The organism is Gordonia sp. ABSL11-1 (assembly GCF_030315685.1).
Lineage (GTDB): Bacteria > Actinomycetota > Actinomycetes > Mycobacteriales > Mycobacteriaceae > Gordonia.
In genome coordinates this window covers 21,295-41,681 of sequence record NZ_JASXSI010000014.1, presented here as the reverse complement: position 1 = coordinate 41,681, position 20,387 = coordinate 21,295, and the positions used below count along the sequence as shown (strand labels likewise).

Below are 20,387 nucleotides of genomic sequence, written 5' to 3'. Positions count from 1 at the left end.
TGTTTCCACGTTTGTTGAAAACAGAGTGACGATTCTTCGGCGCAAACCTGTCTAATCTCTACATCTGTTGGATCGATCGATCCCAGAGTGCAACAACCGTTGAACTCGCTGGTCAGAGCACCTGAGCTGCGGATTCTTCGGTGTCAAGAATTTCTCTTCGGCGCGTGTAACAAATCGTGAAGCATCTCCGACTCCTTCTACGTGTGGTGATTGTGAGCCACCCAGCCCGCAGTTCTTCTGCTCAATGGAGAGGAGGTGAATTCCATGCTTATCGATCTCTTCCAGCAGTTCCTGACCGCGATCTTCAACATCATCGGCAGCGCTTTCTGACCGTTGGCGGTCCACAGGACAGCATGCGGCCGGCCCGGCCCTCACCGACAGCACGATCTGACGAACCCGATCGGGAGTTCCCCCCCAACTCCTGCCCTGGTCATCCGATCGCTCTGAGCCTCAAGGCTTCTCAGTGAGACCGAGCCGGTCGCTCCGTCGGCTTGTCGGGGGTCGACGGAGCGTCACGAACTCCTGCGCAGCCCGATCGCATTGACCCACAATCGAGTTGCGGTGAAGACCAGCTCGTCCATCGGGATCTCGTCGTCGAGGGCAAAGCAGTGATAGGCCATTCGGGAGACCATCCCGGACAACGCGCGTGCGGCAGCGAGGGGATCGAGGTCCGGATCGGCGAGACCGCGGGACTGGAGATCCCGGATGAGTTTCGCATTCCGCTCCGCGAACACCTCTCCACGCTGTCGCCGGATGTCCCGGAACTCCGGACTGATCCCGGCGACCTGCTCCCGCACCAGCATCAACTGGGCATTGCGGCGGTATGCCTCGAAATAGGCCCGGTTGGCGGCCTCGATGATCGCGGTCGGATCGTCGTCGGATTCCGGCTCCACGTGGGGCATGCCGGGATGCAGCATGTCCTCCTGCGCCTCCGCGAGAACCGCGTCGAGGATGTCTTCCTTGCTGTCGAAGTACGTGTAGAACGACCCCGTCGCACAACTGGCCTCTGCGGTGATGTCGGTCAGCCGCGAGTCACTGAACCCGTCACGCTCGAAGACGGTGCGGGCGGCGACGATCAGGGCCGCCCGCGTTCGCTCCCCACGAGCAGTGACCGGCCGCCCCCGAGGGCCGCCGCTCGTCATCGCGAGACGAGTGCCTGATCCGAGACGCCGGAGACCGACTCGGGCGCGTCCGCCGTGCGGTACGGCCGCAGTTCACGACGTGCGATGGCCCGCTTGTGCACCTCGTCGGGCCCATCGGCCAGGCGAAGAGTCCGGATGTGCGCGTATGCCATTGCCAGAGGGAAGTCGTCGGTCACACCGCCACCCCCGTGGACCTGGATCGCGCGGTCGATGATCGTCAGCGCGATGTTGGGTGCGGCGACTTTGATCGCGGCGATCTCGGTCGCCGCCGCCTTGTTGCCGACGGTGTCCATCATGTAGGCGGCCTTGAGCGTCAGCAGTCGAACCATCTCGATGTCGATGCGCGCCTCCGCTATCCAGTCCTGGATGTTCGCGCGATCCGCGATCGGTTGACCGAAGGTGACGCGCTGCGAGGCGCGAGCACACATGAGCTCGAGGGCCCGCTCGGCCACGCCGATGGTGCGCATGCAGTGGTGGATGCGGCCGGGTCCCAGACGCGCCTGGCTGATGGCGAATCCCTCACCTTCACCTTTGAGCACGTCCTCGACCGGCACTCGAACATTCTCGAACACCAACTCGCCGTGGCTCTCCCGATCGACGTATCCGAACACCGGCAGGTTTCGCAGGATGGTGAGCCCGGGCGCATCGGTCGGTACGACCATCATCGACTGCTGACGATGTGTCGGCGCGGCCGGATCCGTCTTGCCCATCACGATCAGCACCTTGCAATCCGGTCGAACCGCGTTCGACGCGAACCACTTCCGACCGTTGAGGACGTACTCGTCGCCGTCGCGCACCATCGACAGCTCGACATTCGTGGCGTCAGAGCTCGCAACCGCGGGCTCCGTCATCGCGAAGGCGGAGGCGATCTCACCGTCGAGGAGAGGCTTGAGATAGCGCTCCTTGTGCGCGTCGGTGCCGAACAGGGTCAGCACCTCCATGTTGCCAGTGTCGGGGGCGTTGCAGTTGAACACCTCGGGGGCCCACACGACGCGGCCCATGATCTCGGCGAGGGGGGCGTACTCGAGATTCGAGAGACCGGGACCCCATTCCGGATGCGGGTGGAAGAGGTTCCACAGACCCGCTTCCTTGGCCTTCGCTTTGAGCTCCAGGAGGATGGGTGGGGTCGCATGAGGGTTCTCCGACTCGCGCATCTGCTGGTCGTAGACTTTCTCGTTCGGATAGACGTGCACGCCCATGAAATCGAGTAGCTGGGCGCGGTACTTCTCCGAACGGTCGGACGGGTTGAGCAGGTCCATGTGGGGCTCCTCCGAGGTGAGCGGATGGGGATCTAGGTCGGTCTAGTAGGTCAGGGATTCTTCGAGGCCGGCCTGATAGCGACGCATGCCGCGCAGCCAGCGGTCGTAGTCGGCGCCCTTGTGCCGGTACATCTCGAGGACCTCGGGATGGGGAAGGATGAGGAAGCGCTCGTCGTCGAGAGCGTCGATGACGACGCCGGCGACCTCGTCGGTGGTCAGCACGCGACCGGCGGTCTCCACCGCGCGCTGCATCAGCAGTGCGCCGGTGTCGGTCGGGGCATCGTCCGGCCGCAACAGCTTGGTGTCGACGCCCATCGGGCACAGGCAACTCGCGCGCACACCCCGGTCGCCATAGGTCACGTTCAGCCACTCGGCGAATCCGACCGCCGCGTGCTTGGTCACCGAATACGTGGCCGAACCGAGCTGGGTCAGCAGGCCGGCCGCCGACGCGGTCGACACAAAGTATCCGCTGCCACGGTCTACCCATTCGGGCACCAGACGTCGCGCCGCTCGGATGTGCGCCATGAGATTGACGTCGACGACCTGCGCCCACTCGTCGTCAGACGCGAAAAGTCCTGGAGCTCCGCCGATCCCGGCGTTGGCGAAGTAGAGGTCGACCGGACCGAACCGAGACTCCGCGCGCGCGATCGCCGCCTCCATGTGGTCCGTGGACGACGCGTCACCCGCGAGGGTCGCAACCGATCCCGCAGAATCCTGGTCGATTGAGGCGGCCACGGTCTCGAGTGCGGACGCGTCGAGGTCGGTCAGAACCACTCGCGAACCCTTGCCGACCAGTGCCTTCGCCACAGCCGCGCCTATTCCGCCGGCGCCGCCCGTCACGATCGCGACCGTGTTGTCCAGCTGCATGACCACATCCTCGTGCTCGTCGCGCGGAGCCATCCACGCCGCCATCAGGGTTGGCGTCACCGTACTTGAAGATGCGTTCATGTTCAAGTGTGCGCATTCTCGGATCCATTGTTGACATCATCAGCCTCACAACATTCGTTGAAAACAATGTGAAAGAGGATGGCGATAACTAATGCGCAGTGACCGGTTTAGGCCGAGTTCAGCTGGGTAACCGTGAATACATGATCGGAATTTTCACGAATAGTGGCGAATCTCGTCGCCGTCGTCGTAGACTCTGAATCACGGTGAACCTGACATTCAACCGCTTGCAACTCTGCCGAACATGGTTGCAGCACAACGAATGTGGGGGAATCAAGGTAATTCCGAGAAATCGGATGCGTCGACGTCGGAAGGTCACTTCCGGATCGGCGACATAAACGTATGAAGGAGGTGACGCACATGCTTATCGATCTGTTCCAGCAGTTCCTGAATGCCATCTTCAACCTCATCGGATCCGGCTTCGGCGCTGGCTGATCAATCGGCGCGTCTGAGCGCCGCATTCTGATGTGACCGCTCGGTCCTCACCTCGACTGTTTACGTTTTGTCAGAGTTGTCAAACCCCTCTCAACTCTGACAGTTGCGCCGCGCTCCCCGGGCGGCCAGAAGCAATCGCGGTGAGGCCGAGCGTTTCGCACGTTCAGGGCCACTGCGGCTCTTGTGGCCCAGCACACAGCGGTGTAGCTTCCTCTGCATCTGAAACATCGACGTTTCACTCTGGGGAGGTTCGACGTGCGTCTGCTGGTGGGATTGTGTGCAGTTCTCGTGGTGCTGGTGCCAGCGACGTCGGCCGGGGCAGCTCCCACGCCGCCAACGGTGACCCCAGGCGCGACATTTCCCAGCCCGCCCGAGTTCGATACGGCGTTCTACGCACCGCCACGGTCGGCCTACGCAGCCAAGCAACCGGGCGAGATCATCGCGGCCCGACAGATCACGGTCGCCAATGCCGGTCTGATCCCGCTGAATGTCGATGCCTGGCAGGTGTCGTTCCGCTCCACCGATTCCCGCGGCGCCGCGATCCCCGCGGTGACCACACTCCTGAAACCGCGAGGGACGTCGGCGCGACCTCGTCCACTCGTCTCCGCTCAGCTCGCCGAGGACTCGCTCGGCCATTACTGCGCGCCGTCGTATGCGCTCCAACAGTTCTCGCTGTCGACCGTCGGCGGCCAGATCACGGTTCCGCTCGAGTTCCTCATAGCGCAGGGGTTCCTGCAGCAGGGCTACGCCGTGTCCATCCCGGATCATCAAGGCCCACGGTCGGCGTATGCGGCCGGTCCCCTGGCCGGACGGATCACCCTCGACGGCATGCGGGCCGCCAAGGCGTTCTCCCGTCTCGGCGTGACGGATTCGTCGCCGATGGCGCTGTACGGCTACTCCGGTGGTGCCATCGCGACCGGCCACGCAGCCGAACTCCGCCGTAGCTATGCACCCGACCTGAACATCGTCGGCGCGGCCGAAGGCGGTGTGCCCGCCGACCTGGGTGTGGTCCTGAACAACGGGAACGGTCAGCTCTTCGCCGGCATGATCATGGCCGCGATCATGGGGCTCTCGCGCGAGTATCCATACTTCCACGACTTCCTCGCCCGGCATCTGAACCCGCTCGGCCAGGCGCTGATGGTGGCGAAGCAGCCACTCTGTGTGCAGTATCAGACCCTGTTCGCCCCGTTCCTGAATCTCAAGGGCATGATCGACTATCCCGGCGACCCGATGCGGGCTCCGGCAGTGCGACGGGTCGTCGCCGAGACCCGACTGGGGCGCACCGCTCCGGATGTTCCTCTCTTCGTGTGGAATTCGAACCCAGACGAGTTGATCCCGGTCGGGCAGGTCTCGACGATGGTGTCGTCGTACTGCCGGAAGGGTGCGCAGGTCCGCTACACCCGCGATAACTTCAGCGAGCACATCACCGCCGAGATCTCCGGAGCGCCGCGAGCGATGTTGTGGCTCCGGGACAGGATCGAGGGTCGGCCGGTGGATCGTGGGTGCCGAACCGCGGATGAGGGATCGATGGCGCTCGATCCCGCTGCGCAGCGCGAGTTCGTGGCGGTGGTGGGCGACGACCTCGCCGGGCTGTTCGGCAAGACGCTCGGGTCGCCGCCGCGCTAGCGCGACACCATACGATGAGGCGGTGACCGCACGCGCCGACCGCTCCTATGGTGGCCTCTCGTTGGAGGACCGCCGCGAGGACCGGCGGCGGCGATTCGAGGCGGCGGCGGTGATGACATTCGCACACAAGGGGTACGCGCAGAGTTCGGTGGCAGACATCTGCTCGGCGAGCAAGCTGTCGCGCCGCCAGTTCTATGAGCTCTACCGCGACAAAGAGCACATGATGCGGGTGGTCTACGACGACATCAACAACCGTGCCCGGCGGGTCGTCATCGAGGCGATCGAACGGCACGACCCGACGACGGCCGACGACTTCATCCGGTCCGCCATCCGCGCGTATGTGCAGTCGTTCGGCGACCGCGACCGGATCCGGATCGCCTTCATCGAGGCCGTCGGGGTCAGCGCCGACTTCGAGAAGCATCGCCAGGAGACACGCGAGAGCTGGGCGAGCCTGATCGAAGCGCTCGTCGAGAGGTCCGAGGTCGTGCTCGGCGACGGTTCCTCCGACCACGGGACGCTCGGCATCGCGCCATGGCAGGCGTTGGCCTTCATCGGGTCGGTCAACGCGTTCGTCTATGAGTGGGCGACCGCCGAGTCGACACCGTCGATGGACGAGTTGACCGAGACGCTGGCACTGATCCTGACGGCCTTGGTGTCCGCCGGCTGAGGCGTCGAGCAAACGGTGTAACACAATCGACCGCTGGTGAGATCTACATTACAGTTGAAACAGCTGTTGCAGGTCACCGGAGGGAGGTGCACCATGTTCGCATTGATCGACGATCTCGTCACGAACATCCTCAGAGCTGTCTGGGGCTTCCTCTGGTGACCACGGGCGCGACCCGCCTCGCCCGTGGGTGTCTACGTCAACGATGCGATCGCCTTGTTCGCCGCCGTGGGTGCGAAGTAGTCGATCGCGGGCAGGATCGCTCGTAGCGCGGCCGGCGCCACCGCCGACGGTTGATGAGTGACGGCGCGCACGATCCATTCGCCGGCATCGTCGGCGCTCAGTGCGTTGACGTCGGCGTACTCGGCTGTCGGCGCGATCATCTCCGTGCGAACCAGCGGATAGAAGATGTTGGTCGCACAGACTCCGGGGTGCGGGTTCTCCGCGTTCAGGCTGCGTCCGAAGATGGCCAGGGCGTTCTTCGACGCAGCGTAGGCGGAGAAGCGCGGGAACGTGTTGGCCATCAAGCCCCAGGTGCAGACATTCACGACCTGCCCGCGACCGCGTTCGACCATCCCGGGCAGAAGTCCGAGAGTCAGTTGGACCGCGGCGAAGTAGTTGAGCTGTATCGTGCGCTGATAGTCGTGCAGGCGGTCGGCCGAGTCGAGGATGGACCGGCGGATCGAGTGGCCCGCGTTGTTCACCAGCACGTCGACATCGCATGTGCGCAGATCGTCGACGAGGGCGGCGATCGCCGATTCGTCGGAGAGGTCGCACACCCGGTAGTCGCAGCGGGTTTCGTCTGCGAGAGAACGGAGTTCGTCTTCGCGTCGCGCGATCGCGATGACGTGGGCGCCGCGCGCGGAGAGCTGCTCAGCCGCGCGGCGACCGATCCCAGCCGATGCGCCCGTGATGGCGATCGTCAGTCCGTCGACGTCTCGCCCCGGTCCGGCGACAGCCTTCTCGATCCCGGCCGGCAGCAGTGTCCGACGTTGCACGACGTCCATGAATGCCGCTTCGAAGCTCTTCCGGTTGAACGCCATCGTTTCCCACCCCTCGTTGCGTTGGTCGTCCATGACGATGGCACACGGGGTTTCGTTCGACGACGAAGGCCCAGGCGCAAAACTGCGGCCTGAGCCTTGTCGGTGGCTTGGGCGCGCGGTTGCTGGTCATTATCAGTGGACAGTGGTGGTGCGATCACGTATGGCGAAGTCATCGGTGTGTACCGCAATGTGTCATCTGGCTCTGGAAGAATGCTGGACATGCTTCCGCACGGCATCAAGGGCAAGACTATGAACCTACGCCGCATCGAAGATGACGGCACAGTGACCGAGTTCGACATCCAGGGGCAGGACCTCGGCCACGAACACGGCATCACGTTCGCTGTCGATGCCGACGTCGAGGATGGCGACGAGGTGACGGATACGCTGCCGAACGGCAAGACCAAAACGATGCGACTAAGAGAAGTGCAAGTACTCCTATCTCCGTTTGGCGGTGGTGGCAGGCTCGATCACACTGGCGCGAAGTACGACGTGGTCTCAGGGAAGGCCGCGCTACGTCAGCCGACCCCAGTTAGCCTCCCTGGGCTGCATCCACTGATCTCGACAGCAAGCGGCTCTCAAGTCGCCAGCCGACACTACGACAATGCCGTGTTCGACGCCTTCAAGGCAATCGAAGATCGGGTCAAGTCGCTAACCGGACACCCTGATATAGGCAAGCGTTTGATGACGTCGGTTTTCAATGAGCAGAGTCCGGCGCTCGACGTCACTTCTCACAGCTCAGACGCAAGCCAGAAGGCGGACGAACGCGAGGGCTTCAAGTTCCTGTTTATGGGGGGAGCCCAGGCGCTCCGCAACCCACGCGGACATGGCCCGAAGCTCCACACCGGCGAGCAGGAGGCGATGGAGATGCTTGCGACGGCGAGCCTTCTTATGCGTGCACTCGACCGGGCCGAAGCTCGCCTTGTTGGCCAGCAATAATGACACTGTAAAGCCGCGCCGTCCTGCGCCACCCAACCGCAATCTCTGTTTGCGAAGCCATGCACTCTATGTGCCTACGACGAGAGGCTTACTGGATCTCCATTTGGCCCGGGCGCTCCCTAATCGTCTGAACGAATACGTGTCTGTCAGACGCGCACCTCCGCCAAGATGTCGATCCGACTGAGCACCAGAGAATGTCGGTAGCACGGGCTAGATTCCAGGTCAGTCCCTTGAGTTCGGCCAGAGCCAGGAGGTAGCACATGGAACCCGTCACGATGGTCGCCGCGGCAGTCGCGATCGGAGCATCCGAGGGTGCGCGCGACACGACCAAGAAGGTGATCAGCGACGCCTACACAGCGCTGCGGAACTGGATCACAAACAAGTACGTCTCCGTGAGCGCTGAGATCAGCGGTCTTGAGGCGGAACCCGACGAGGAACTGCGCCGCGCGCTGCTGGCGAAGAAGCTCGCTGCGGCAGGCGCCAGCGAGGATACGGAACTGCTAGAGCTGGCGCAGATGCTCCTGGAGACGGTCGAACAGCAGGAGCCGAGTCTCCCCGCGCGGTCGGTGTTGCCCTGAGTCGTGCCTCGGTCGGCGGCGACATCGAAGTCGTCAACGTCTCCGTCGATGGCGGTAGCGGCGTGATTGCCGAGGACATCACCGCGGATGGCTCGGTGCGGATTGGTGGGGTGTCGGCTCGCGCCGCTCAGGAGCCGCCCCACCCTCCACGGGCGCGGGAGCGGTAGACGTTTCGTCTGCTCCCGCGCAGTCCTTCACCTCGGCCCAGCGCAACGTCAACGCTGGCCGAGACATCATCACCAATGTCAATTACGGGGCGCCTGCGGAAGCGGGCAACAGCGGCGGCCGCATCCGCGCAGTGACCGTGTCGATCGAAGCGGTGCCGATCGGGACGAACCTCTGGGCCGTGAAGGTGAACAATGGCACCTCCGGCCCAATCACCGACCTCGACGTCGATGTGTACGCCGTGGAGGAAGATGGTCTCCGCGCGCCGGATCGGTGTCGACCCGCCAAAGGGAACATCTCACTGCGCGAACTCATGCGCGATGCTCTATCTGAGAGTCTGAGCGGAGGTCTCGACGCCATTGGGCAGCAGGCGCAGTCGATGTACCCAGGGCTCCCGCTGGGGTTCGGATTCGGCTCCCAGATGTCGCAGCTCGGCCAGCTGGGTGGTTACGGCTCCATGATGTCCAGCCACCTGATGAACTCTCCTCAGATGTCTCAGGTGATCCAACACGTTCAGCAGCAGATGCTCGACCAGTTCCCGCGGGTCATTCCGGCAGGCCAGTCGTCAGGTGTGCTGTACGTGGTCGACGGCGCCGTCGAGGTCCGCGCCGACATCCAGTTCGCCGACGAGGTCGGAGCGCTCTGGCGCCGCCTGTTTGGAGAGTCACCAGAACCTGTGCTCGAGGAGAGCTAGAGGGGGAGCAAGTATCGTGCCCACCTCCAACTGGCGCTCCTCATGTCGGTGTGCCCTTCGATCGACGCGACGGATACCCCAATTGTCAGGCTCACTGCCCGAAGCAGCGGTTCGGCGAGGTATCAGTATCGCGCACCGCGCAAGACCGTACGATCTACGCAGGCAGATTCCGCCAGGAGGGAGGCGTCATGGCTGGCCTAGGCGAGCACATCACCGCGATGGTCCGCAATCACGCGGCAGGCGACGACGCAGCCTTCTACTCCGTCGCACTGCAGATCGCTGCACGCGAAGCACGACAGGGGCACCACGTCCTTGCCACCAACATCAAGGAAGCTGTAGACGCGTCCCGTGAACGCGCGCCCCTCTCAAACGTCACCTCGCTTCCGCGAGTTCGTGGCGAGTTGGCCGAACTGGTGGAGGTGTCACACCCTCAGGTTCGCCTTCGTGAGCTGGTAGCTCCACCAGAGCGAACTGCACAGATCAAGCAACTGCTCGCTGAGCAGCGTCAGCGAAAGAACCTGCTTGAACATGGGTTCGCACCCGCGCATCGTTTACTCCTTGTAGGTCCGCCAGGAACCGGGAAGACGATGACCGCATCGGTCCTTGCCACTGAGCTGTCGCTGCCGATGTTTACCGTTCGTCTCGATGGTCTGCTCAGCAAGTTCATGGGGGAGACCGCAGCGAAGCTACGCATCGTATTCGACTCCGTCGCGGCGGAGCGGGGCGTCTACCTGTTCGATGAGTTCGACGCGCTAGGCGCCGACCGCTCGGGAAACGACGTCGGCGAGGCTCGCCGAATCCTGAACTCTTTTCTCGTATTCCTCGAGAACTCGAGTCCCGAATCGATCGTAATCGCGGCCACAAACCACCGCTCCATCCTCGACAAGGCGCTCTTTCGGCGCTTCGACGCGGTCCTGGACTACACCCTCCCGGACGCTCGACAAGCCACAGCGGTGATGCGAGCCCGGCTCGGCTCCCTGGTCCAGAAGGGCAGTCTAACGAAGCTCGGCGACTACACAGAGGGGCTTAGTCACGCAGACTTGGTGAAAGCCGCAGAGTCTGCGGCCAAATCGGTCCTGATGCGAGGCGAGACGATGGTGGAGCGCGACGATCTCATCGCGGCACTCACTGCTCGGCGATCGGCCACCATTGGCTGAACAGGACCAGCCGCTCGACCACCTCTACGTTCAGGGATACACCACAGCTGAGAGCTTCGATCGCTACTCCGGCGGTGGAGGTGGCGGATTCAAGCGCCGGAGCGTAAATCGGGACTTGCACGGCGCTGCCCGCAAGCAAGACCTGACTGACGCATTCGATGAACTCGATAGCGACCGCGACAACTTCGAGCTTTCCGACGATGAACTCGAGTCGCAAGGAACGATCCTCGTTCTCGAAGGCGAGAATGCGTCGTACCCGCTGAAGCTTGACTCTCTCAACCGGATGACTACCCACACAAGGACTCCGAAAAGGCCTCGCTGGCTGCTACTTTCAGTGAGGCCAGCGACAAAGGACACCCCGGAGCGGGCAACCGTGTGGGTGGCCGACGAGGACCGCGCAGCGTTCATGAAGCTGTTCGAGGACTACCTCAGTGGCAGCACCAAGGCTGGGCAGCCGCCAAATCAAGACCTCGTCGCCAACATCTCACGAATCCGCAAAGCCATCCTCGCCGATCTGTGGACGTCTGACGGCGAACCCCCGGTGCACGGGCAGCACTGGTGGGAGCTTTGGCTCGACACTTCGAGCGGTGACTTCCAAGCCATCAATGGGTTCGTGAGTGCCTACGAGCTTCGAATGCTGCCTCGGTCGATCCAGTTACGTGACCGCTTCGTAGTGTGGGTCGAGGCCACCTGGAACCAACTCGAACCGCTGCCGTTCACAGTCGTGCCGCTGGCGGAGATCCGAAAGCCGGAATTCATCGAGACGATCGAAGACCTACCCGCTCCTGAACAGGACGAATACGTCCAGGACCTGGTCGAACGCTTGAGCACGGCCGACGATAGCGCACCAGCGGTTTGTCACCTCGACACAGGCGTGCTGCGCAGCCACGTGCTGATCGCATCGTCCCTCGCTCCCGAGGACCTGCACACCATAATCGGCGCTTCGGGAGCAGACTCGGACCCCCAGGGTCACGGCACGTCGATGGCTGGCCTTGCCCTGTACGGCGATAACCTGGACGCGGCGCTGCACAGCCGCGAGCCTGTACAGCTCCGCCATCGCCTCGAGTCCGTGCGAATGAAGCCCGGTCCACGCGAAGCCCCGATCGATCCCCTGGACTACGGAAGCGCCACGGTCCAGGCAGTGGCACTCCCCGAAATTACCGCTCAACGCCGCCGCGTATTCGCCCTCACGCTGAGCACACGGCCCGACAACCCCGGCGACCCGACCTTGTGGTCAGCTGCAGTCGATGCCCTTGCAGTTGGCACCGAAACCACAAGGGACGGCAATCGATTCCGGCTCATCTCGGAGCCCGACCCCGGCAATGCACGCCTCATCGTCGTAGCTGCAGGCAACGTCGACACCTACACGAAGGACTATGCCGACCACTCCGACCTTGCCGCGATCGAAGATCCCGCCCAAGCATGGAACGCACTAACGGTTGGTGCCTTTACCAACCTGACCGAAACGCCCCAACATCCGCAGTACGCGGGATGGTCAGTATTGGGAGAGGCTGGCGGCCTGTCGCCCCACAGCCGTACATCGATGAGGTTCCGCCACCGCATCGCACCGATCAAGCCGGACATCTGCATGGAGGGCGGCAATGTCCTCACCGACGGCGGCCAGATGTTCGAAACCAAACTCCCGGGCCTTTCACTTCGGTCGACGGGGAACGCAAATGACATCGCCCTGACCTCAGCGAACGCCACGAGCGCCGCAACCGCGCAGGCCGCACGTTTGGCTGCGCTCGCAATGGCGAGGTACCCCGACTACTGGCCGGAGACGATCCGCGGCCTACTTACGCACGAGGCCGAATGGACACCGGCGATGGCCCGCAACGTCCAGGCCAATCAGCCCAAAACCGCTCGGATCGAGCAGCTGCGTCGCTACGGGTGGGGTGCCCCGACCGTAACCTCCGTCCTCAACTCATCGCGACGGGCGGTTACGCTCGTCACCCAGGACCAGTTCGTACCGTTCGATGGCAGCAATTACACAATGCGCCGATTCCGGCTGCACACGCTCCCATGGCCAACTGAGGCCCTCGAAGATATCGGGTCTGCAGCGGTTCGGCTTCGGATCACACTGTCGTACTTCATCGAGCCGTCAGCATCGCGACGCGGATGGCGGCAGCGGTACGCCTATCCGTCTCACTCGCTTCGGTTCGACTTGCAGGGAGCGTTGGAGAGCGGCCAGCAGTTCGTTGCTCGAATCAACCGCAGCGCTCAAGCTCAAGAAGCCGGTCGAGCAGGAGCGGGAACAACCTCTGAGAGGTGGCTCCTCGGCGAGCGTCAGCGCCTCCTCGGATCACTGCATCAGGACGAGTGGCATGGCACGGGAAGTGAATTGGCACAATGCAATTCAGTCGCTGTGTACCCGGCTGGTGGCTGGTGGAAGAACAACAAGCGGCAGGACCGGATCGATATGCCGGTGCGCTACTCGTTGATCCTGTCGCTCAGGACCCGCGAACAGTCCGTCGACCTGTACACACCGATTGCGACTCAACTCCAGGTTCCGATCGCAACTGAGATCATAACTGAGTGACGGAACATCGTCACTACCTAGACAAGACGCGGCGCGCACCCTTCTAATTAAATTCCGAATGGGACGTTCCAGGCATGACACAAGGTTCCATGGAGAATCAGCGGGCCGCGCAGGTAGATTTCCGAGTCGTCTCGGCGATGATAAAAGCGCATATAGCTATCGTTTCCAACTAGGTTTCCAATAGCTCCAGCGAAGAACAAGAGCTTGAGCAAGCGGTCAACATCTGGATCCGTCGCAGAAACGCCTTTTGCATCCGATAGGGTTCGTCTAAAGTCATCTCGACTAAACTTCTGAGATCCGAGGTATTGAAGAGCTGTAACCGCATCTTGTGCAGCATCCGGCCCGCCTTCATAGCCAGCGAACTCGTTCTTAACGGCGTTGACAAAGTACTTTGTAGAATACTGGACAACCCCTTCTCGAATGGCGCTGTACGAGAGACGGTCGGGGCCGCTTGGAATCACTTGGGCCGCTGCAACCTTTCGAATTTCATCGAAAAGGCGTAATAGATCTCTTGGGGTGTGTCGCGTCAGATTTAGGAGATACTGCATGGTCGGAATCTCACGATTGCTGCCGACTCGGATCTTCTGTGGAAAGTAGTCCAATACTTCGAGATTCACACCTGCCGCAGCAGAGACTTTGTCGTTAACAAGTTTGAATAGCGGCGCGTGCCGCCCGGCGGATCCAGTAAGTATTCTCCAGTCCAAGTCCACGCCAAAGTCATCGCGCATCTTCTGAGAGTCGGGCAGTCGCAGCGAGACCCTTGAGAATACATCGTTTCTCAGAAGCAACACTATTGAGCCCGTCGCTCCGGCTGCACCCAATGATTGGTTCAGCCTATAGGATGCCTGAACCAATGCTGCCAAACTCTCGTCGTAGCGTTGGTCGTTCAGATATATCGAGTCGAGCCCGTCGACAAACAATACATGCCGATTCGGTGACTCCGCCGAAGATACCCAGTCCTCTAAGTACGGAATTAACGAGAATATATTCAGTGCCGATTTTGATTCTTTCTTGTAGATGCTTCCAACCTTAGGAATTGGAATCTCTACCGTGGTTGTGGCGACCTTAAGAAGCGCCTTGCCGGAAGCGTCACCCATAAATCCGTAGCCACGGAGAAGACGCGTCACACGATCAACCTCACGCGTATTCTTTAATTTGCACGCATTGTCTCGACGCAGTAGTGCGATATAGTTACAGAGAAGGATGAACTTCCATGCAGTCACCGTGCGCTCCACGCCCGCGGCTTGGCCCGTTTGCAGATTAGGGATATCAGCCAACGGCAACGACGCAGCGTCCCTAACTTGCGCGCAAACATCATCTATGTCGGACTCGACCCACAACCCAAGAGCCGACTTTCCAGTGCCCTTGGGCCCAAATACGAAGGTTCGATTTCCCGCAATTACCTCTTCTACGATGTTATCAATATTGACGTAGCTCTTGAAGAACTGATCTGGATCCTTTTTCGCCTCGTTCACGGCGTCGCTTAGTCCGAAATACAGATCTGCATACGCGGGTCTACCCACAATCGACCCCCTTCTGTTTGCAAAATCGGGCTACGGTGATTCTTCCTTATTGACATTCCGTAGTATAGGTCCCGCGACCACCACGCAGTCGGAGCCGGTGATCTGTCTCTGACTATGTCGCCGATCAGCGCACCACTGCACACACCCAATTGCGAGACCAGCCGGGCAAACACTCGCTCCACCACGATCACTGACTGCCAGTTGATGGCTGCCCGAGCTGTTGGGCGATGCGTACGGCAAATGCCGGATCAGCGTGGATCCGCGTCACTACGTCGTCAGCAACCTTGTTCACGTCGATCGATCCCGAAGGTTCGATCCCTACGGTTTGGTCTGTAAATCCGAAGTCAACGCGCCGACTGTAGACGCTCTCGCCGTCGTCTCCGTAGGCGCTGAGTACGTGGTCGTAGACGAGTTGGACCTTCTCGCGGAAGATGTCGACGGTGTAGGGCGTCTCGGGTAGACTAGCATCGAGGACCCGGCGGATTGTGCTGTTGACGTCGTTCATCACGTCAACCTTCCGGCGCCAATCCTGCACGAGCTTCTCATGTAGGTGCTCCAGTAGGGCCTTTGCACTTGCCTGAACCGTCTTGCGTTCCTCTGCAGTGAGGACGGGGTCGGGTTGGGTGAGGAGGTCGAAGATCGCGAGCTCCTCCTCGCTCATGCCCTCGCGGACCGCTCGCTCCTCCTCCGCAGTAAGGGTTTTCGAAAGTTCGATCAGGCGGCGAAGGTACTCGTCGATGTTGACGCTGCCTGCGTTGTAGTCGGCGATCAACTGCTCGATCCTCTCGACCAATTCGTACCGTGTCGGATTACGCAATGCCGCGCCGACCGCCTGTTGCCGAAGGAGCTGAGCCATCCGGTCAGTCTCGGCACGCTTGCGGCCCGCGAGCTTCGCTGCCAGCCCGTCAAAATCGATCTGCGACAGGTCAATCAGCGGGTCCGGCTCGCTGCCCTCAGCCGCAGCGCGGATGACATACTCCTCGGCGCCAACCGAACGATCCAAGAGTGCGTCTACAGCGTCGGCGACCGTTTCGATGTCAGGGGTCGGTGGCTTGGTGACCTCGTGAATGCGTTCAGCCAGAACTCGGATCGCGGCGACGTTGCGCTGCTGGTCTATGGCTTTCGGATTCGGGAGGAGTGCCTTGAACAGTCGTCGGACCTGCCGCGCCTTGACCGTGAAGTCGTTGCGAGTCTGCTCATCGACCAGCAGAGCCTCGACAGCGGCGTCGCGTTTCGCGACGTGGTCGAAGCCCTCGGCATCGCGCATCGCAATCAGGTCGACGCCAGCACCAGCGCAGAAGGTGACCACGTCGGCCACAGCCGAATCGAGCTCGCGCACAAGCGCATCGATGATCTCAATCGGCGAGTCTCCCTCCTTCGCCGCGCCGTAGACAGCGAGTGCCTTCTCCAGGTTCCGGAAGACACCGACGTAATCGACGATGAGACCGTTGTCCTTGTCGGGGAAGACTCGGTTGGCGCGCGCGATGGTCTGCATGAGGGTGTGGTTCTTCATCGGGCGGTCCAAGTAGATGGTCGACACGCTCGGTGCGTCGAACCCTGTCATCCACATCGCGCACACAAACACCAGCCGCAACGGATCGTCCGGATCTTTGAACTTCTCGGCAAGATCCTCGCGGTTCATGCGCTCGCGGTGGGGCCGGATGTCGAGGCCGAGGTCGTCGAGCATCTTCAGCTCGTTCTGACTTTGCGAGACGACGACAGCCATATCCGTCGTCTCCATCAGCTCGATCCGCGAGGCCAGCCATGGTCGCTCCAACGGCGGTAGTGCGTCGTGTTGACGCTTCAGATCGGCGAGGTACTCGGCCCACGCTTCCTGGACAAGGTCATACATTCTCACGGCGGCCGCTTTGTCGAGGCCGACGTACATTGCCTTGCCAGAGAAGCCACGTCCGACGAAGTGCGCGACAAGATCCTTGGCGAGGGTATTCAAGCGTTCAGGACGGGTCAGAAGGGTGTACTGGGTGCCGAATTGGCGAACCAGGGCTCCCTCAGAGTCTTCGTCGAGCTCGGCTTCCTCAAGGAGAGCGTCGAGCTCATCGGCGAAGTCCGCGTTCGTGAGTTGTAACTCGGGAATGCGGTTCTCGTAGTAGAGCGGGACCGTGGCGCCGTCTTCGATGGCGTCGCCGAAGTTATAGATACTGACGTAGTCGCCGAACTGCTGGCGGGTCGCCTGCTCTTCGCCGGCAATCAACGGCGTCCCGGTGAACCCCATCATCGAAGCGTTGGGCAGTGCCGTTCGCATGTTGAGAGCGAGAGTGTCGTATTGGCTCCGGTGGGCCTCGTCGGTGATGACGATGATGTCGGACCGGTCGGACAGCACCGGCATTTGCCGCTCGCCCTTGAACGGTTGGAACTTCTGGATCAGGGTGAAGACGTAGCGGTGGTCTGCCGCCAGTAGTTCCCGGAGATGCACGATGGAGTCGGCATGGACCCGAGCCTCAGGAGGGACCGCACCTGCATCGGCAAACTCTCCGTGGAGTTGTGTGTCGAGTTCTGTTCTGTCCGTGACCATTACGAAGGTCCACTTGCCTCGGACGTGACGAAGTACCTTCTGGGTGAACCACAGCATCGACAGGCTCTTGCCCGATCCCTGGGTGTGCCAGAAGACGCCGAGGCGTTTGTCGTGGACTTCGCGCGCTCGATGAAGATTCTCGATTGCAGCGTAGACACCCAGGTACTGGTGCGAACGCGCAACGATCTTGATCAGCCCACCTGGCCGTTCCATGTAGGCAACGAAGTTCTCAAATAGGTCCAGAAGGGTCGCAGGGTCGCAGGTGCCGCGCAGTGCTGTCTGCAAAGCGATCTCGCTGCGTGCTCCGAAGGCGTCGATGACTTTCCAGTCCGAGAAGAAGTCCCACGGCGCATACGTCGAGCCAACTTTCGCTTCGCTGCCATTAGACAGCAGGACAAGGCAATTGGGCACGAAGAGTTGCGGAATAGTGTCCCGGTAGTCGGTCAAGTTGTCGTCGTAGGCCGACTTGACCGGCGCATTCGGCTCCTTGAACTCCAGCACCACCAACGGCACGCCGTTGACGAAGAGGGCCACGTCAAGGCGACGGCTGTGCAGCGGCCCCTTCACCCACATTTGCTGTACCGCCAGCAGATCGTTGCTCAACGGGTCTCGCAGGTCGACGTAACGGAGGACCTCAATTCGCTTGTCTCCGTTATCATCTAGCCACTCAGCCTGATAGCCATCGCGCAGCAGGTCATAGACTTCCTGGTTGGCGCGAACTCGATCCATCACCGAGCGGTCTTTAGTCAGCACCTCGACTGCCTCCTCGATCGACAGGTCGGGCACGTCCTCCACATTCAGTTTGCGCATCGCGAAACGCAGACGGTGAGTGAGGATGACATCATGCTGGGAGTCACGGCCCAAGGTGCCCTCGGCACCGAGGACTTCGTGGAACGCATCGACGGGGGTCCACCCGAGTTCTTCCAACAACTCCATGCTGGGCTTCTCGACGTAGTCGTACTCCGGACCCCGTGCCATCATCACGCCACCCGATCTCCCACCAGTGCATCCAGGTCAAGTGCGGACACGTCGATCTGTCCAGTAACCAGCTTCGGTAAGAGTAGGTCGCGAAGTGCAGTCAACTTCGCATTGTTCTGAGTCAGGTTCCTCATCGTCTCTCGAAGAGGCCTGACCGCATCATTAAATGCAACCTGGACTCCTTGCGGAGGGAGGATGATGCGCGGCTCTGTCATAACCTTTGCACTCGCACTCTTCCGAGTCGAACCCGTACTCGCGCCGGTTACCCAGTCTTGATATGCATCGTGGCTCAGAGTAAAGAACAAGTAATACGGGATCAGCTGCCCGCTTTTCGGACGCATGCGAACTAGATACGAAGCAAAGACAGCGTCAATATCCTCTTCGCAGATTCCTATTTTCCACGGATCGGCCATTCGTATTACAAATATATCGCCCACACTAATTCTAAACTTGGGACTGATCGATGGGTCAATGTGACAGAACGGCACAGTTGACCAATCGATATAGCTCTTCTTGTTAATATCCATCCCGCGCAGGTACCTGGGACCGATTGGCTCGCTCGACGCAGATTCCGTATACCCGTACTGCGTTGAAACAAGGTTCGACAGCCTTGGTGTATCCCAACCATTGGGGACTGGGCCGAGGGCGGAGTCGACGAGGAGGACGTCTTCGTGGCCGGGGTAGCGGAACTTCACGAACCACTCGCGGTAGATGGCTCGCGCCATCTCCTCCAGCACTTCCACCCGCCGTCTGTTGTTCTCGATCAGTTCGTCCAACGATCGGAGAATCGAACCGATTCGCTTCTGATCGTCCAGCGAAGGACAAGGAATGGTGATCTTCTCGCAGTCTGGCACTCTCAGGTGCTCAACCGTCGACCCAGAGCCAAGGCTCTTAAGTTCGGCCTGCACGGTCGGTCCCATCATGCTGTACATCAAGAAGTCAGGATCGCACTCATGGGGATCAGGGCGGTACATCACAAGTCGCTGGCCAAGAAAAACCTGGTCATTGCTTCTGAGCATTCCGACGTCGCCGAAGGGCGCTTCGCGGGTCAAAATGATGTCACCCGGTTCCGGAACCATCCGTCGGGTCCACTTCGCATACGTCGGCTCATCGACGTATTTCACGTTGGTTGTGTCGACCCATCCTCCTCGCACGTTTGTGGTCCGAAGCATCTTGTAGGGAGTGGGTTCCGCCTGTGATGGCGCAGTCTTGTTCACGCAGTCCACGACCGCGAAGCACACATCTTTGATGGGTCTACCGGTCCATTGGCTCATGATTGGAGAATCCGCAGAAGGGCGGTGTCGACGCTCGACCGCAGACCCTCGGCGTCGTCACTGAGCCGCGTGAATTCTTCATACAGCTCTTCGAGTCTTGCTGTGAAGTCCTCGTCGTTCTCGGACACGACGGCGGAGCCCGTGTAGCGCCCGGGGTTGAGGCTCCATCCTTGATCTGCAATCTCGGTGCGCGCCGCGACCTTGCACAAACCAGCGACATCGACGTACTTACCATCGGGAAAATGCTCTTTGAGCAATACCTCGCTGCCAGCGAGCGTTTCGACGTTTTCTCCTCGGTAAAGCCGCACTACGTTGGCGAGGAACTCGATCTGCTCGGGCATGAAGTCGCGGTGCGCGCGGTCAATCTGCCGGTATGTATGTCTGGCGTCGAGAAACAGCACAGAGTCCTCGCGCGGCGTTCCTGCCTTGGCCTTGTCCAGGAACCACAGTGTCACCGGGAGGGTGACTGTATAGAAGAAGTTGGAGCTGATTGCGACCATCACATCGACCGCGCCCGATTCGATGATCTGCCTGCGGATTTCCTTCTCCGAGTGACCAGCGTCGCCCGCAGAGTTCGCCATGACGAAGCCCGCTCTACCCGTCGGGCCGAGGGCGGCGTAGAACTCCTGAATCCACAGGTAGTTGGCGTTGTCGGGCTTGGGTAGCCCGAAGGGGAATCGTTTGTCGCCTGCGATCTGGTCCTTCTTGACCTTGTCGACGTTGAACGGGGGGTTGGCCATGACGTAGTCGAAGGCGCCCACCGCCTTGTGTGGGTCTTCGTAGTAGCTGTTGGCCTGCCGGATGTCGCCGGAGAGTCCATGCAGGGCGAGGTTCATCTTGGCCCAAAGGGACCGTGTCTTCAGTCTTCTCTGTGCCGAAGACTGACAGTTTACGCG

Annotated in this window: 16 protein-coding genes; 7 read left to right on the top strand and 9 right to left on the bottom strand. The window is 61.1% G+C overall.

Translation table 11 applies throughout. The annotated features are described in order from the left end of the window. Window positions 1–512: 512 nt before the first annotated feature. The 3 genes from QSJ19_RS16150 to QSJ19_RS16140 are packed head-to-tail and all read right to left on the bottom strand — an operon-like array spanning window position 513 to window position 3,268. Window positions 513–1,142: a TetR/AcrR family transcriptional regulator gene (locus QSJ19_RS16150; protein ID WP_286321857.1), complete on the bottom strand. Its 630-nt coding sequence runs from the start codon at window positions 1,140–1,142 to the stop codon at window positions 513–515. Beyond that, window positions 1,139–2,401 (bottom strand): acyl-CoA dehydrogenase family protein, encoded by a 1,263-nt coding sequence (locus QSJ19_RS16145; RefSeq protein WP_286321856.1) that lies wholly within the window; start codon window positions 2,399–2,401, stop codon window positions 1,139–1,141. Before QSJ19_RS16145 ends, QSJ19_RS16150 begins: the two co-directional genes overlap by 4 nt. Before the next feature lie 42 nt (window positions 2,402–2,443). Then, the gene (locus QSJ19_RS16140) at window positions 2,444–3,268 is read right to left on the bottom strand and encodes an SDR family oxidoreductase (protein ID WP_286322016.1); all 825 of its coding nucleotides are present in this window, start codon (window positions 3,266–3,268) and stop codon (window positions 2,444–2,446) included. 768 nt (window positions 3,269–4,036) lie between these two features. On the opposite strand from QSJ19_RS16140, the gene QSJ19_RS16135 reads away from it, so the two are divergent. Together QSJ19_RS16135 and QSJ19_RS16130 are read left to right on the top strand one after the other, a co-directional pair. After that, the gene (locus QSJ19_RS16135; RefSeq protein WP_286321855.1) at window positions 4,037–5,407 is read left to right on the top strand and encodes a lipase family protein; all 1,371 of its coding nucleotides are present in this window, start codon (window positions 4,037–4,039) and stop codon (window positions 5,405–5,407) included. Between the two features lie 22 nt (window positions 5,408–5,429). Further along, window positions 5,430–6,074: a TetR/AcrR family transcriptional regulator gene (locus QSJ19_RS16130; RefSeq protein WP_286321854.1), complete on the top strand. Its 645-nt coding sequence runs from the start codon at window positions 5,430–5,432 to the stop codon at window positions 6,072–6,074. A gap of 191 nt (window positions 6,075–6,265) precedes the next feature. On the opposite strand, the gene QSJ19_RS16125 is transcribed toward QSJ19_RS16130, so the two are convergent. After that, window positions 6,266–7,114 carry an SDR family NAD(P)-dependent oxidoreductase gene (locus tag QSJ19_RS16125; protein WP_286321853.1) on the bottom strand — a complete coding sequence of 283 codons (849 nt, stop codon included), beginning with the start codon at window positions 7,112–7,114 and terminating at the stop codon, window positions 6,266–6,268. Window positions 7,115–7,249: 135 nt separating this feature from the next. Between QSJ19_RS16125 and QSJ19_RS16120 the strand changes: the two genes are divergently transcribed. The 4 genes from QSJ19_RS16120 (at window position 7,250) to QSJ19_RS16105 (ending at window position 10,644) form a co-directional block, all read left to right on the top strand. Then, window positions 7,250–8,050, top strand: a complete 801-nt coding sequence (locus QSJ19_RS16120; RefSeq protein ID WP_286321852.1) for a TIGR02391 family protein — start codon at window positions 7,250–7,252, stop codon at window positions 8,048–8,050. 260 nt (window positions 8,051–8,310) lie between these two features. Continuing rightward, a complete protein-coding gene (locus QSJ19_RS16115; RefSeq protein ID WP_286321850.1) occupies window positions 8,311–8,628 on the top strand; it encodes a Het-E N-terminal domain-containing protein in 318 nt (105 codons plus the stop codon). A gap of 346 nt (window positions 8,629–8,974) precedes the next feature. Beyond that, window positions 8,975–9,487, top strand: coding sequence for a hypothetical protein (locus QSJ19_RS16110; protein ID WP_286321849.1), 513 nt, complete (start codon window positions 8,975–8,977; stop codon window positions 9,485–9,487). A 188-nt stretch (window positions 9,488–9,675) separates the two neighbouring features. Continuing rightward, window positions 9,676–10,644 (top strand): AAA family ATPase, encoded by a 969-nt coding sequence (locus QSJ19_RS16105; RefSeq protein ID WP_286321847.1) that lies wholly within the window; start codon window positions 9,676–9,678, stop codon window positions 10,642–10,644. Here the strand turns inward: QSJ19_RS16105 and QSJ19_RS16100 are convergent. Beyond that, window positions 10,613–10,861, bottom strand: coding sequence for a hypothetical protein (locus QSJ19_RS16100; RefSeq protein ID WP_286321845.1), 249 nt, complete (start codon window positions 10,859–10,861; stop codon window positions 10,613–10,615). The genes QSJ19_RS16105 and QSJ19_RS16100 overlap by 32 nt on opposite strands. A gap of 162 nt (window positions 10,862–11,023) precedes the next feature. On the opposite strand from QSJ19_RS16100, the gene QSJ19_RS16095 reads away from it, so the two are divergent. Continuing rightward, window positions 11,024–13,183, top strand: a complete 2,160-nt coding sequence (locus QSJ19_RS16095; protein WP_286321843.1) for a S8 family peptidase — start codon at window positions 11,024–11,026, stop codon at window positions 13,181–13,183. 47 nt (window positions 13,184–13,230) lie between these two features. Here the strand turns inward: QSJ19_RS16095 and QSJ19_RS16090 are convergent, their stop codons facing one another. The 4 genes from QSJ19_RS16090 to QSJ19_RS16075 all read right to left on the bottom strand — a co-directional run bounded on the left by QSJ19_RS16090 (window position 13,231) and on the right by QSJ19_RS16075 (window position 20,327). Beyond that, a complete protein-coding gene (locus QSJ19_RS16090; protein WP_502876203.1) occupies window positions 13,231–14,706 on the bottom strand; it encodes a P-loop ATPase, Sll1717 family in 1,476 nt (491 codons plus the stop codon). Window positions 14,707–14,893: 187 nt separating this feature from the next. Then, window positions 14,894–18,175: a type I restriction endonuclease subunit R gene (locus QSJ19_RS16085; RefSeq protein ID WP_502876202.1), complete on the bottom strand. Its 3,282-nt coding sequence runs from the start codon at window positions 18,173–18,175 to the stop codon at window positions 14,894–14,896. A 44-nt stretch (window positions 18,176–18,219) separates the two neighbouring features. Next, window positions 18,220–19,491, bottom strand: coding sequence for a restriction endonuclease subunit S (locus tag QSJ19_RS16080; RefSeq protein WP_286321840.1), 1,272 nt, complete (start codon window positions 19,489–19,491; stop codon window positions 18,220–18,222). After that, the gene (locus QSJ19_RS16075) at window positions 19,488–20,327 is read right to left on the bottom strand and encodes an N-6 DNA methylase (protein WP_286321838.1); all 840 of its coding nucleotides are present in this window, start codon (window positions 20,325–20,327) and stop codon (window positions 19,488–19,490) included. Before QSJ19_RS16075 ends, QSJ19_RS16080 begins: the two co-directional genes overlap by 4 nt. Between the last annotated feature and the right edge of the window lie 60 nt (window positions 20,328–20,387).

What these genes read in the sequence shown, in the direction of transcription:
- QSJ19_RS16115 (WP_286321850.1), top strand. Translation starts at nt 8,311, where the DNA reads ATGGAACCCGTCACGATGGTCGCCGCGGCAGTCGCGATCGGAGCATCC.
- QSJ19_RS16105 (WP_286321847.1), top strand. Translation starts at nt 9,676, where the DNA reads ATGGCTGGCCTAGGCGAGCACATCACCGCGATGGTCCGCAATCACGCG.
- QSJ19_RS16075 (WP_286321838.1), bottom strand. Translation starts at nt 20,327, where the DNA reads ATGAACCTCGCCCTGCATGGACTCTCCGGCGACATCCGGCAGGCCAAC.
- QSJ19_RS16080 (WP_286321840.1), bottom strand. Translation starts at nt 19,491, where the DNA reads ATGAGCCAATGGACCGGTAGACCCATCAAAGATGTGTGCTTCGCGGTC.
- QSJ19_RS16140 (WP_286322016.1), bottom strand. Translation starts at nt 3,268, where the DNA reads ATGCAGCTGGACAACACGGTCGCGATCGTGACGGGCGGCGCCGGCGGA.
- QSJ19_RS16085 (WP_502876202.1), bottom strand. Translation starts at nt 18,175, where the DNA reads ATGGAGTTGTTGGAAGAACTCGGGTGGACCCCCGTCGATGCGTTCCAC.
- QSJ19_RS16150 (WP_286321857.1), bottom strand. Translation starts at nt 1,142, where the DNA reads ATGACGAGCGGCGGCCCTCGGGGGCGGCCGGTCACTGCTCGTGGGGAG.
- QSJ19_RS16145 (WP_286321856.1), bottom strand. Translation starts at nt 2,401, where the DNA reads ATGGACCTGCTCAACCCGTCCGACCGTTCGGAGAAGTACCGCGCCCAG.
- QSJ19_RS16125 (WP_286321853.1), bottom strand. Translation starts at nt 7,114, where the DNA reads ATGGCGTTCAACCGGAAGAGCTTCGAAGCGGCATTCATGGACGTCGTG.